The organism is Lysinibacillus sp. Ag94, from assembly GCF_023242215.1.
Classification (GTDB): domain Bacteria; phylum Bacillota; class Bacilli; order Bacillales_A; family Planococcaceae; genus Lysinibacillus.
The window spans coordinates 2605940-2619187 of record NZ_CP096780.1; the positions used below are offsets into that span (position 1 = coordinate 2605940).

The 13248-nt window shown below is 32.0% G+C and carries 13 protein-coding genes; 2 read left to right on the forward strand and 11 right to left on the reverse strand.

The features are described from left to right. Positions 1–238 precede the first annotated feature (238 nt). Entirely contained in the window at positions 239–1399 is a 1161-nt protein-coding gene (locus MY533_RS12020) for a cytochrome P450 (RefSeq protein WP_248716134.1), read from the reverse strand. Positions 1400–2440: 1041 nt separating this feature from the next. Between MY533_RS12020 and MY533_RS12025 the strand changes: the two genes are divergently transcribed. Continuing rightward, positions 2441–2611, forward strand: coding sequence for a hypothetical protein (locus MY533_RS12025; RefSeq protein WP_248716135.1), 171 nt, complete (start codon positions 2441–2443; stop codon positions 2609–2611). A gap of 429 nt (positions 2612–3040) precedes the next feature. Here the strand turns inward: MY533_RS12025 and MY533_RS12030 are convergent, their stop codons facing one another. The 8 genes from MY533_RS12030 to MY533_RS12065 form a co-directional block, all read right to left on the reverse strand. Further along, the gene (locus tag MY533_RS12030; protein WP_132360942.1) at positions 3041–3298 is read right to left on the reverse strand and encodes a hypothetical protein; all 258 of its coding nucleotides are present in this window, start codon (positions 3296–3298) and stop codon (positions 3041–3043) included. Between the two features lie 687 nt (positions 3299–3985). Next, positions 3986–5221 carry a sensor histidine kinase gene (locus MY533_RS12035; RefSeq protein ID WP_248719204.1) on the reverse strand — a complete coding sequence of 412 codons (1236 nt, stop codon included), beginning with the start codon at positions 5219–5221 and terminating at the stop codon, positions 3986–3988. Positions 5222–5224: 3 nt separating this feature from the next. After that, on the reverse strand, positions 5225–5923 hold the full coding sequence (locus tag MY533_RS12040) for a response regulator transcription factor (protein WP_248716136.1): 699 nt from the start codon (positions 5921–5923) through the stop codon (positions 5225–5227). Between the two features lie 88 nt (positions 5924–6011). Next, a complete protein-coding gene (locus MY533_RS12045) occupies positions 6012–7991 on the reverse strand; it encodes an ABC transporter permease (protein WP_248716137.1) in 1980 nt (659 codons plus the stop codon). After that, the gene (locus tag MY533_RS12050) at positions 7981–8700 is read right to left on the reverse strand and encodes an ABC transporter ATP-binding protein (protein ID WP_248716138.1); all 720 of its coding nucleotides are present in this window, start codon (positions 8698–8700) and stop codon (positions 7981–7983) included. The genes MY533_RS12045 and MY533_RS12050 overlap by 11 nt, the downstream gene beginning before the upstream one ends. Positions 8701–8726: 26 nt before the next feature. Next, positions 8727–9395 (reverse strand): lipoprotein BA_5634 family protein, encoded by a 669-nt coding sequence (locus tag MY533_RS12055; RefSeq protein WP_248716139.1) that lies wholly within the window; start codon positions 9393–9395, stop codon positions 8727–8729. 559 nt (positions 9396–9954) lie between these two features. Continuing rightward, on the reverse strand, positions 9955–10461 hold the full coding sequence (locus MY533_RS12060; RefSeq protein WP_248716140.1) for a protein kinase: 507 nt from the start codon (positions 10459–10461) through the stop codon (positions 9955–9957). Between the two features lie 363 nt (positions 10462–10824). Continuing rightward, positions 10825–11259 carry a MarR family winged helix-turn-helix transcriptional regulator gene (locus tag MY533_RS12065; protein ID WP_248716141.1) on the reverse strand — a complete coding sequence of 145 codons (435 nt, stop codon included), beginning with the start codon at positions 11257–11259 and terminating at the stop codon, positions 10825–10827. 129 nt (positions 11260–11388) lie between these two features. Here MY533_RS12065 and MY533_RS12070 point away from each other — a divergent pair, with 129 nt between their 5' ends. Next, on the forward strand, positions 11389–11865 hold the full coding sequence (locus MY533_RS12070) for a GNAT family N-acetyltransferase (RefSeq protein WP_248716142.1): 477 nt from the start codon (positions 11389–11391) through the stop codon (positions 11863–11865). Between the two features lie 231 nt (positions 11866–12096). Here the strand turns inward: MY533_RS12070 and MY533_RS12075 are convergent, their stop codons facing one another. Together MY533_RS12075 and MY533_RS12080 are read right to left on the reverse strand one after the other, a co-directional pair. Continuing rightward, complete coding sequence (locus MY533_RS12075; protein WP_132360962.1) at positions 12097–12534, reverse strand: GNAT family N-acetyltransferase; 438 nt, start codon at positions 12532–12534, stop codon at positions 12097–12099. Between the two features lie 206 nt (positions 12535–12740). Further along, positions 12741–13205 (reverse strand): GNAT family N-acetyltransferase, encoded by a 465-nt coding sequence (locus MY533_RS12080; RefSeq protein ID WP_248716143.1) that lies wholly within the window; start codon positions 13203–13205, stop codon positions 12741–12743. Between the last annotated feature and the right edge of the window lie 43 nt (positions 13206–13248).

The window sequence follows — 13248 nt, forward strand, 5'->3', positions numbered from 1 at the left end:
ATTGAATTAAAGGAGAAAATGGTAGATTTTATTCAAAATGCTAATACCTAGTATTGTTTGTGGAACCAAGTCCTAAATATTAAGAATAATAGAATAAACAAAAGCCGATAATCCCTTAACGTACAGAAAATCGGCTTCTTCTTGCGAAAAATTGCTTAGCGTACAAAATTTGAGTTTTGTTGTTGGTACCCCTTCTATCACTACTTTTAATAAATTAACCATTTAGTGTAAAAGAGAATTAATTAAATGAAACAGGTAATACATCTATACAACGTACAGTAGCCGTATTGCGTCGCTTAGGCTCCGATACCAGTTGTAAACGTCTAGGCGATTCGAGTAAACATACTATTAATTGTTGAATTGCTAATTTACCAAACAAAGTCCCTACACAAGAATGCGGACCCCAACCGAAACCAAGATTTGGTTTTGAAGATCGATTTAGAATAATTCTATCTGGGTCGGGATATACTTCAGGATCTCTATTAGCAGCAGCAAGTAAAGTCAAAACAATTTCACCAGGCTTAATGATAGTATCCCCAATTTTTGTTTCCTTAACTGCAAAACGACTAGTTCCTGTTGCTGGTCCATCATATCTAATTAATTCATCAACTCCAGAGTCAAGTAACTCTTGATTTTTAAATTGATCAAGAATATCTGGGTGTTCTAACAGTACAAGTAGGGCATTACCGAAAGATGCATATAACGTACCAAAGCTTGCAGTAAACATTGTGCCTGTAGTGTTACGCACATAATGTTCTGGTATATTAGCTTTCTGACTATTTTTTCTTATATAAGATAGAATTCCAGGCTGTTCTTCTGCTGCCAACCATTCTTCAACAAGTTCATTGAGTTTTTTTCTTGCTAAATTACCGATTTCTGCATTCTCTGGTACTAATCCAGAGTCCATCTGATAAGCGATAGCATCAGATATTTCTACAATGGATTCTAAGTCTGGTTCTTCTATGCCTAGCAAAATACACGTTAAACTTAATGAAAGCGGAGCTGAAACTTCTTTCATAAAATCAAATTCTATATTAGAAGCTTGTTTTTTGTAAATGTCCTCAATTAAATCATGAACTCTACGTCTAATACTTTCAATATCCTGAGAATTAAAAGCTTTTATCATTAGATTACGTAATGGCATATTAGCAGGCGGATCTAAAGTTTGAAGGTTATTTTTTATATCAGGAATATCAACACCAATACGTCGCAAATCCCTAGCAAACAATTCGTGATTACGAAGAACTTCTCTACAATCCTCATATCTGGTTAGTACCCAAGATTTCATACCTTCATGCCAAAAAACGGGGGAATTTTCACGAAGTTGATGGTAAATCGGGTATGGGTTATTTAATGTTTCCGAATCTAAAGGATTATACTGTAATTCTGTTTTTGTCATAGTAATTCCTCCTACATCTTTTTATGGTAATATCAGTAAATTGTTTGTAATTTAAGTTTAACTTATGCATACAAAAAATGGAAGTATATTTTCTGAATTGATATTATTTTGGGAATTTTTCATATTATATATAAAAATTTGTAAAGATCTTTTTCGAAATTATATACTTCTTCAAATTAGGTATTTTTAAATCTAGCACATAAAGAAATAACAATTGAATTTTTTATTTAAAAATGAATCGTAATCTCTAAAGCTCTAAAAGCATTTATCACGTTATCACCTGTTTTAAGATTATAAAAAGACAGGGAATACGCCCTGTCTTTTTGTAATCATAATTGTTAGCATGTTCACCCGTAATAATTAATAAGGTGAACTACATTTTTCTTTACTAAATATTAATAATTCCATTGCATATAAATTACCTCCTTTCAATGTATCTTTTAAGCTGCTTTTTGGTTTAATAAGTTGAATTACATTTTTCCTTACTAAATATTAATAATTCCATTGCATATGAATTACCTCCTTTCAATGTATTTTTTTAAGCTACCTTTTGATTTAATAAGTTGAATTACATTTTTCCTTACTAAGTATTAATAATTCCATTGCATATAAATCACCTCCTTTCAGTGTATTTTTAGGCTGACTTTTTGTTTATTATTTTATTAATCCTATATTCAAGATGTGATTTAATATACACAAAAATCCTTTTTTCTATTGTTTGTTTAAAGGATTGGAAACTAATAAATTTCGAAAAGCTACGATCAAAAAGTTAAAAAGAAGAAATTCACAATCTAACACCCTATTAATTCTTTATTTTCTATAATATTACATATTAAACATTTCTTTTAAAATCCCTTCTACTTTTTGGAAGTTTTTTTATTTAGTCTTTTATTGTTATAGTGGTTTTAAGACAATTAGATTGTAGTATTTGAATAGAAGGACTGAATAAATAAAAAAACTAATTAATCGTTTGCGAATTTAAACGCAGTAAGGCTGATTTCATTATTTGATAAATAATACCAAAACTAATACTGATAGGAATTGAAACAAACACTTGTTCAAATGGAAGAATTAATTATTCGTACAGTAGACAGAAAAGTATTAGGAGGATTGATTAACAAAGAAGAAGAAAAAAAGAATGCATGTGGAGACGGTCGTCAAATGATGATTAGATGGAGACGACCTTTTATACAGCCAATCAATAATATATAACGCTTAATAATTGAGTGATTTTCATAAATTCGTGATAAAGATGATAATGTTACAGTAAAGATTAAGTACAAATGACCTCTAACGTTGATTTGACGGTCTTTTTTTAGTTATTCAGCTGCTGCAACTATTCCAAAAAATTATTTATTTTCACCGCCACACTTATTTTCAAATTTTAATATAAACTATTTAAACTTAACTGAAAAACTGTATTATCAGAAAAGAATTTTTAAAATGGGTTCATTGAAAAATTAATGTTAAATAAACCTTTATAGCATAATGAAGTACTCTGTTACTTTAAATTAGATTTCTAAAATTATTAATTATCGATTGTATCAATCTGTAGAGTCGTTGCCTATGTACGTAAAAAAGAGCCTATAATTAGGCTCTTTCGTCGTTTTTAGAATTTTCAGTACTACACTTATAAAACTCCTATTCGCTTGTTCCGGACGGTTTTAAAGGCATTTGTTTAACAGATGATACAATTGGAATCTGTACACATAGATCAATTGAATTTGGCAGTTTATATGAACATATCAATAGTTGTCTATCTCCTAACTGAATGGACTGAATTCTACGTCCTTTTTTCAGTTCTTTCACCATCATGTAGTAGTATTTAACCTCTAAGCTGTATGTGAAGCAGTAATGTAAGATATTATCATGTTCTTCATGATATTGGTCGTGGCTCATACTATTTCACTCCTTTAGATAATCGAAATTAGCGTTTGAATCAATTGTAATTCTTAATTACAATATAGACGTTCATTTAGATTTTTATACTTCTATTAATCAATTATTTTCGTTCTCGGTGAAAGTGAAATTCATCGACTACTATCTTCATTCTGTTAGTTGCTACACGAAATATCAACACTTCTATTGATTCCACCACTTCTAGGGATATCAAATTGAAGAGTTCTCGTTAACTTAAAACAATTCTCCCCCAAACATCATGATTGTTTGTCCGACCCACCATAGAGTAATTCACAAGGCTAAAGGATCTTTCAATAGAAAACAAAAGAAGTGACTACCCAAATGGATTCATCGAAAAATTTCTATTAAATAAACATATGTAGCAGAGTGAAATACACTGCTACTTTACTAAAAAAAGGTTCTAAGTCAAATGTTGGGGTGCTGTAATCTTTCAGCACCTTAACTCAGATGAACTCCGATTTCTTTACAAATGTTACCCCATGCATCATATGTGTAAGATGCAACGAGCTTGCCACGATAGTTTGTGATGTACTGATAAGGTACTCCTTTGTAAATCATTGTGAGTGGGTGTCCGTTATCATCGTATACATAACTTTTTACTGCATAAGTACTACTATCTTTCTCATTCGACTACAACCTTAAAAACTGATTCAGATATAAAACATTTTAAAATTTTATAAAGGTAATTGTAAACTTTGTATAAGCATTTTTCACACTTTCAACTTTAATCAAAGCTTGATGAGCTTCAATAATCGCTTTTGTTAAAGCCAAGCCAATCCCTGTAGAATCATGTTTTTTAGAAGTGCTTGCTTTGTAGAATCGATTAAAGATATGTGGTAAGTCTTCAGCAGCAATCCCTTCTCCAAAATCTTGAATTACGAGCTCTGTATAAATCGGTGTATCCATGACTTGAAGTGTGATCTTCTCACCAGGTTTAGAATGCTCAATCGCATTTTTTAGCAAATTCATCAACGCTTCTTGCATCCATAATTTATCGTGGATAACCACCACTTCCTCCGTCCCATCCCAGTCAATTGACAAATCCCTTTCATTGATTATATTTTCCAAACGATTCAAAACTTCATTAATGGTATTCACCAAGTTTAAAGGTTCTTTATCAAACGAAACCGCTTTGGCATCAATTTTCGCTACTTTTAACAAGTTTTGAATTAAGACATTCATTCTGGAAATTTGCATTTCATTATTTTGTAATAATTGAACTTGTTGCTGACGGGGCAAATCTTCCATCAATAACATTTCATTATAGATGGATATAGTTGAAAGTGGCGTTTTTAATTGATGGGATATGTCTTGCAACATTTGTCCTAAAAATTCCTTCTCTACAAGTAAATCCTTCATATTTTTTCTAATTACGTCTTTCATAGAGCGGAATGAAACAGCTAATTTGGCGATTTCTCCTTCTTTATTTTCATTGATTGTAACGGAGTAATCTCCATCAATTATTTTCTTAGCCGTTGAAGTAAGTTGCTTAATTTTATTGAAAATAATCTTGTATTGAATATAGTTTGCCAGAAACAGTATTAACCCGAAACAAATCATTCCCCATAATATTGTTTGATTAAAGCTAGAAATATGGTTATTTAAAAGTGGAAAAAGTTTCGTCTCCAAATCCTCGTATAATCCATACTGCCTAAAAATTTCTCTCCCTTTCTCCTGATATTCACTTGAATTAGATGAATTACTTGTTAAGACTTTCATAATTTCTGCTTCATTCTCAGGATTTTGTTCTATCAATTTGGCGGATATTTCTCCCCAGGCTGTAATAGAATCTGTTTTTAATTGATTGTAAAATATTTGATGTGAAATTAACTGATAAACGATAAATAGAGAAAATAAAACCACCAGTATGATCAAATAACCTTTCAATTCGGTATTTTTCATCATCTATTCTCGGTTCACATCCTTATCCCAATGATATCCTAATCCTCTTTTAGTAATGATAAACTGAGGATTTTTGGGGTCATCTTCAATTTTTTCTCTTAAACGCATTATGTATACAGATAACGTATTTTCACCAAAAAAAACATCATCTTCTTCTGTTATTTTCAGTAGGATTTCATCTCTTTCTAATAGTTTGTGAGCGTTTTTCATAAAAGTTAACAAAAGCTTATATTCTAAGGTTGTTAGTGGAACAATACCCTGATTTTTATAGACCTTTACTTGGTTCATATCCACCTTTATATTTTCAGATATTAAAATCATTGAAACTTCTTCCAATCTAACTTGTTTACGTAATTGTACTTTTACTCTCGACATAAGTTCTCTAACCCGAAAAGGTTTTGTTATATAATCGTCTCCGCCAATATCTAGTCCCATTACTACATTTGCTTCTTCATCCAAAGCTGTTAAGAATATAATAGCTGTTGCATTATTTTGTTTTTTGAAGTGCAAACATAAGTCATAACCATTTCCATCCGGAAGGTTGATATCTAAGATAGCCAAGTCAAAAATATTATCATTAAATTGGCTTTTCGCTTCTTTTACACTAGTAGCTCTAATCACCTCATAATCTTCATTTCTTAATGAAAATTCAATGGCTAGACCTAGAGCCTCATCGTCTTCTACAAGTAATATTTTATTCAAGTATATCTTCTCCTTCCTCTCACTCTATATTAGCAGTTACCATCAAATCAGAATAGCCTGACTATAATAAATAGCCAGGCCTTTAGTATTATTCTTCTCTTATCGTATTTATAATATTATCCTGTCGGATTCTTCTCAGCGGTAGCAGCACAGATAAATAACTGATTATCAAAGCTGCAACAAATGTAATAAAACAAGCAATATAAGGAATCGACCATTCTGCTTTTAAGAAACCGGAAGTAGCATTATACGTAATAATATATGAAAGTATACAACCGAAAAATATACCTTGCAAGCTTCCAGAAAAACCGTAAATCAGTGCTTCATAAGTAATCATTTTTTTCAAATCCTTTTGGGACATACCTATGGATTTTAATGCAGCCAGTTCTTTTCGCCTAACCATGATGCTAATCGTAATCGTATTGAGGATATTTAAACTACCGATTAAAGAAATGACCACAATAAAAGCATAGACAAGAACTTTGATAATGAGAACGGATTCCTTCTGGTCTTTTTTCGCTTCAAAGTTATTGATCACTACAATAGAGTGATTTTTTCCAATAGTGTTCTGGATGTCTTCAACAGTAGCGAGAGATTGATTTGTATCTTTCAATTCAATTTCAAAACTTAAGTCTTGTTCGGAAACCTCGGATACATTTTTAATCAACTTTATTTGTTCTAAAACCTCCAGATTTTCAGAAGAAACATTATTTTCATCATGTAGATTGATTGTAAGATCCGATTCGTACGGATCGTTCACAAGTCTGGATGAAAATGCGATGTCCATTAAAGATGAAAAAGTAATAAACAATACACTGCTTATAATAATTGATAAAACGGTAACGGTATAACGATTTTTATTTCTTTTTACATTTTTTAAGGCCATGCTTAACGGGAATGAAAAAGGTTTTCTTAGCACCTTATTATTTTGATTTTTGATTTTCCCTTTATTTATTGATAATCTACTACTAATTGCCAACAACGGTGATATTCTGCCTGCAAAAAAAGCCGGGTAATAACTGGATACTAATACGGCTATCAGAGTAAGAATCGAACTAATCAATAATATCTGCCAATCAATATTGAACAAGGGAACATTTGAACTATCTTCTAGTAATATCAAGAAAATGGTTTGGAGAATACCAAGCGCCAATAAGCTACATACAATCCCAATTGGTATAGCTATGAAAGCAAGTACGGCAGCTTCTTTCATTACAATTTGTCGAATTTGTTTTCGTGTAGCACCGATGCTTCTCAACAAGCCGAACTGCTTCATTCGCTCTACGACACTGATTTGAAAAGCGTTGTAAATAACAATAATTGTCGCAATTACAACAATACTGACAACGATAACTAGGATAGTCAGAAGCGCTTGATTCGATTCCGGTTTCAAAACTAGAATCAAATCATTGTTAATAGCAATATTATCATCTTCAGTAATTGATTTAAGTTCGTCTAAAACCTCATTGAAGTCTGCCTTCTCATTAATTTCAATTAATATCCTTCCCTCTCCAATAGCAAACTTACTTTTATATGTTAATAATCGTCCATTTTTACCTTTCTGTGTAGAATCATTATTATTCAGTAAGCCTACCAGTTGATATGTTTTTCCATCCAGTTCAAATGAATCACCAATCTGAAGATCTTTTTTTATATAAGGAAGTATCCAGGAATCAACAGCGGCCTCATGGTCATTAGATGGTAATTTTCCATCTAGTAGGCTATAGGTTAAAAAATTTAAGGCTTGGTGATCTGCAAAATTCATTTGCACAGAAACCTCTCCAAGTGGAAAGATGTCCCCTTCAGACATTAAACCAAACGATTCAATTTGGGGATTAAATCTGATTTTATTTAATATCTCTTCATCGTAATCTGAAATACCAACATGAAAAGAAACCCCGCTTAACTTTTTGGTGTTCTCAATTTGAGAAAGTTGTGATCCTTTCGCATAGAGACCAATCGTTGAAATTAATGCTACAGAGAGCACGATTCCAACCAACGTCAAAATTGTTCGTTTCATATTCCCTTTTAAATACTTAGTACCTAGTTGCTTATAACTATTGATCAAAATCATTCCCTCCGGTCAGTGACTCTTTCGCGGTCAGTCGTTGGTCAGAAATGATTTTACCATCTTGTATTGTGATAATCCGATCCGAGGCTGATGCTATTGTTAGATCGTGAGTAATCATTACAATGGTTTGATTGTATTTTTTTGCCGTGAATCTTAATAAATCCATAACTTCTTTCGTATTTCGAGTATCCAGATTACCTGTAGGCTCATCAGCAAGTATCAAATGCGGACGATTAATAAGCGCCCTGCCAATTGAAACCCGTTGCTGTTGCCCTCCAGATAGTTCGGAAGGTAAGTGGTCCTTACGTTCTTGAAGCCCCAGGATATTCATAATTTCATTTAAATACGCCATATCTATAGATTCACTATCCAATAACGTAGGTAAAGCAATATTTTCTTGGACATTTAATACAGGTATCAAATTAAAGAATTGAAAAATGAAGCCAACTTTTCGTCTTCTGAATACTGAAAGTTCACTATCTGAATATTTATAAATATCATTATCCCCAATGAATACCTCCCCAGAACTAGGGCGATCCAACCCACCTAAAATATGTAGCAGTGTACTTTTTCCAGAACCAGAAGCACCGACGATTGAGACAAACTCGCCTTGCTGAATAGAAAGATCAATCCCTTTTAATGCATCTACCCTGCTATTGCCTTCTCCATAGCTTTTCACTATATTCTCCATACGTACAACTTCCATATGACCCATCCTTTCATCATTAAAGCTCAATCTTGTATGTCTACAAAATCTACTTTGCGTTTGCTATCTGGATAAACGTTCTCAATTGTTTTGTAAATTTGTTTTACTTCTTCTTTATCTTCTTTATAATCAAATTTATCCTTTAAGTGAATCATTGTCATAACGGAATCTGGGTCAGCCAACTCATCATAAGTTTTATCATTTAGAATAACAAAATCCATAGCCATATATCCGACCCATATTTGATTCTTAATATAGCTTACAGGTATCATTTGTCCATTCAAATCTATCTGGCTATCTATCAAATCATAATCAGTTATAGAATAGAATAAATTTTGTGAACCAGGTAATTCTTTAATTTCATTAACAGGTTCTGAAATGAGAGATGAACTTCTTGGTTCTTTTCTTGCTCTAATAATTCCACTCTTAACTAATTGTTCAGCAGTAGTTTTGTTAATAACCAAATACTCATGTTCTGATTCACCTTTTTTTGTTACGATGAACTTCGCTTTGTAATCATAAGTTTGTTCGGTTTTATTTTTATATTCCTGCTTAACTTTATTGACATCTTGTTCTGTACCGATAACTACTATTCCATTGGCCGGTTGTGGTGGGCCTTGAATAAAACGTTTTACTCCGTATCCTATACCTAAAAAAATAACGATAACTAAAACAAATCCTATAATTTTTTTCATTTTTTTCTCCTTCTTTCCTCGATGTCTAAATTATAGACTAGATATTCTTTATATTTGAATAACTGTTAACTAACTATTTATTCTCTATTCTTACTCATTTGTAAGAATGGCTCCTTTTTCATGTGTTAGGATATGGAAATTTACTTACTACAGGGAAAATTAGGATTGAAAGCGCTTTTGTAGATGTTAACAACTTTCGGAGCTAGAACGTATTCCTATTATCCAAACATAAAAAGCATAATTATAGTTCACTACCAATCATAAAACATAGAAAAAAAGACTAGCTAGGCTAAATTAGCTTGGCTAGTCTTCTTCAATTATGCAGCTATTGGATTGGTAACACACGCATGTTTACTGTTAATCCTTTTATAATCTACGTCTATTAATTTACAGCTAGCTGTTGCCACTTAACTCAGCTCAATAAGAAAAGCTCCTTTGACTTCGGTAGCTTGATTTCCATGTCGTAAAAATTAATACAACAACACAGAAAATGTGATTACGTTTTTTCATGGGTGTTTAAGTACAATATTTCACAAACTTACCGACATACTAATTCCCCTTATTCCTTACCACACTCATAACAACGTTTGTCTTTGTCATCGTCTCCGTACATACGTAGTTCCTTTTCTAATCCACAAATGATGCAAAAGTCAAAATGTATTTGCGGAAGTATGCCCTCTTCTGCTAATGGGACCCACTCTTTCTCATATAATTTCTTTGTCATACCATAATCGATAAAAACAAGTTTACCATCATTGTTTAAACCGTAATTACTACTGTCTATTAAATCAAAGCAGTCGAAGTTTTTATCTAATATTTCTAAAACCTCATCAAACAAATTAGGGATCAAGCGTCGGTTTTCTTCAACTTTCACCTCATACGACTGATTATTCTTTAGCTCTAAAGGTTTGTAATATTTTTGTACAGATATGAATTCATCTACATAATATGTCTGAGCGAATAACCGATCGAGACCTTTGTCAGCCATTGAAGTATAAATTTCTATTTCATTTTTTGATTGTTTATAACCAATTGGATGCAAATGCACTTTTATTACATAATCCAAAACTCTATATACTTTTCTTGTAGAACCTAAGCCAACAAAATTTTCATCTATACAATACTGATTCCAATTTTGAATTATTTGTTATTGCATTGTTTTCCCTCCCTGCACAACTAAAAACTTTACTGTATATAAATTTTTTTGCCCTTTTAAAGTAACCTACTTCGGTAGTTCAATAAGAAAAAAGAGCTGCCTATGCAACTCAATGATCTTCAAGTAAAGCCTCCAATAGCCATCTCCACACAATTTAGCTCTTCTCCACAGAAATAAAAGATGATTAAGTTCTTTCCTAGAAGTTTAAGTGGAACAGCGACGCTTATTAAATTATCGCGCTCTTTAACAGAAGACTCGATTTCAAGATAATCTTCAAAGTTTATTATTATCTAATTTTTCTTTTATTAGCATCATTGAATTACGAATTTCATTGATCTCACTTTTTGTTAGTCCATTAAACAATTGATTTACTTGTTCATCTGACTGATTGTTAATTTTATCTAGTAGTTCTTCCCCTTTTCTCGTCAAGAATAGGAGATTTTTTCTACTGTCTATTGGTGAGCTTTTTTTCTCTATTAACCCTTCCCTCTCAAATTTACGTAAAATTCTGCTCAAATAGCTTCTATCAATATTAAGTTCTTGCACGAGATTATTTGCAATACACTCAGTTCTCTCACTTATTTCAAATAGTATTCGTGCTTCGGTTAATGAACAATCTGTATCTAGAATTTGGTTATTAAATAAACCAAGTACCTTTGTATAAAAACGATTGAATTGTCTGATATCATAAATAATTTCTTTATCCATACATTCTCCTTTAGTTGACTTAGTCTACATTTAATATTAATATAAATGTGGACTAAGTCAACATTTTAGGAATATATTTTCAAAAATCTGTGGCAATCCTTATTAAGACCTAATTGAAGGAGATCGTATATGATTATTCGAGAAATTAAAAAAGAAGACAATACAAAAGTAAAAGAAATTATACAAGATTCATTAAAATCACTTGGATTAGCAGTTCCTGGATCAGCTTATTTTGATCCTCAACTTAACGACCTTTACCAATATTATAATAATTTAAAACATGCGAACTATTGGGTAGTAGAATTAGATGGGGAAGTTGTAGGTGGAATTGGTATAGCTCCGTTCAGCGAACAGGAAAAAGTTTGCGAATTACAAAAGCTATACTTAAGTCCAAAAGCACAAGGTTTAGGGCTTTCTAAGAAATTAATGGAAACAGCTTTGTCTTTTGCCCCTAAACATTATGAAAAGTGCTATTTAGAAACAATGCATGAATTAAAAACTGCATGTATTTTATATAAAAAATTTGGATTCACACTTTTACAAGAACCCCTACCAGGTTCTGAACACTCTGCTATGGATGCGTGGTATTTAAAAGATTTGAATTAGCCATAAGAGTCCATTAATTCGATTATAACTAAAAGCTAATATATAGAAAAAAAGTTAATTTCCAAAATGTGGAGTTCAGCTTTTTTGTAACTCTATAAAAGGTTGTACTACACCCCCTCTATAAACATTGATGTATCAACAGTTTCCACCACTTCGTGATGAAGAAAAAGATGGGATCCCTGTGGAATCCCATCTTGAAGCTAAGCACCCGTAGTGAAAAAAGCTAGTTGCTTATAACTGCAAACTCATAGTAACTGTCCTAATGCTAAATCCCAATTTTTCATACAGTTTAATTGCTTGATTCCCTGCAAATGCACTTAGACGTATTTCTGAATATCCATCTTGTTTTAGATGGTCAATACCTGCTCTCATTAACATTTTAGAAATCCCATTTCCCCTAAATTCTTCAATAACAAATAGTTCATAAATAAATCCATTCATCATATCAGTAAATTGGTCTTTGCTAGCGCCTATAAGAATCCAGCCCATTAATTTATCTTTTTTTGTCGCTATTAAATAATAGCTCCCCTTTTCCAAAAGTGGTTTAACAAGCTGGTCAATTTTTTCTTTTGTAGGTTCTACTTCACCTAATGTGCCATCAAAAACAGCTTGTGGAGAAAGAGATAATACCTTTTTTAGTTCAAAATCGTTAGGTTTTCTAATATCCATTATTGAATCAGTCCTTTAATCTCCTTTTAGTCAGTTTAGCATAATATCCCAATAAATCCCGTCTAAAAAGCTATTACCTACTTGAATTCTTCTTGTCCTAAACTCCCTCTATAAACATTGATGTATCACCGTTTTCCACTACTGCTCCGTTAGCGCAAGAAACGATGCCCTAATTGGAACCTTTAATTGGACAAAGAACCTTTAAATTAGCATTCATAAGCCATTCTTAAAAATTCATATGTACTCCCATTTGTATCTTGCATAAATGTATCAATATCTTTAAACCCAGCTTTTCTATATACTTTTATCGCTCTTTGATTAAAAGTTGCCACTGATAATATAATTTTATCTGGTGTAAATCTTGATTGGACAAAATCAATACCTGCATTTAGAAATTCTAATCCTCTACCATCGCCAGTCAAATCTGGTCTCATTCCTAAACCTATATCATAAATTCTAGTAGCTACTTTGTTAACACTGAAGAAACCAATGATTTCATCCTTTTTCAAAACTGCAAACATTGAGGTACCTCTTGTTTCTGGGTTTAAAAATTCAGCTAAATCTTCTGCATCAGCTTCTATATCATAAAAAGAATATTCTCCATCATAGTGCCAATTATGTGCAATATCCTCAGCTTGTTCCTGAGTCATAATCTCAAACTTATAAGTCATAAATATCCTCCCTCGCAGAATCGTATCGTTAGTTGAAGAAAGT

What these genes read in the sequence shown, in the direction of transcription:
- MY533_RS12030 (WP_132360942.1), bottom strand. Translation starts at nt 3,298, where the DNA reads ATGAGCCACGACCAATATCATGAAGAACATGATAATATCTTACATTAC.
- MY533_RS12050 (WP_248716138.1), bottom strand. Translation starts at nt 8,700, where the DNA reads ATGGAAGTTGTACGTATGGAGAATATAGTGAAAAGCTATGGAGAAGGC.
- MY533_RS12055 (WP_248716139.1), bottom strand. Translation starts at nt 9,395, where the DNA reads ATGAAAAAAATTATAGGATTTGTTTTAGTTATCGTTATTTTTTTAGGT.
- MY533_RS12070 (WP_248716142.1), top strand. Translation starts at nt 11,389, where the DNA reads ATGATTATTCGAGAAATTAAAAAAGAAGACAATACAAAAGTAAAAGAA.
- MY533_RS12075 (WP_132360962.1), bottom strand. Translation starts at nt 12,534, where the DNA reads ATGGATATTAGAAAACCTAACGATTTTGAACTAAAAAAGGTATTATCT.
- MY533_RS12035 (WP_248719204.1), bottom strand. Translation starts at nt 5,221, where the DNA reads ATGAAAAATACCGAATTGAAAGGTTATTTGATCATACTGGTGGTTTTA.
- MY533_RS12065 (WP_248716141.1), bottom strand. Translation starts at nt 11,259, where the DNA reads ATGGATAAAGAAATTATTTATGATATCAGACAATTCAATCGTTTTTAT.
- MY533_RS12080 (WP_248716143.1), bottom strand. Translation starts at nt 13,205, where the DNA reads ATGACTTATAAGTTTGAGATTATGACTCAGGAACAAGCTGAGGATATT.
- MY533_RS12020 (WP_248716134.1), bottom strand. Translation starts at nt 1,399, where the DNA reads ATGACAAAAACAGAATTACAGTATAATCCTTTAGATTCGGAAACATTA.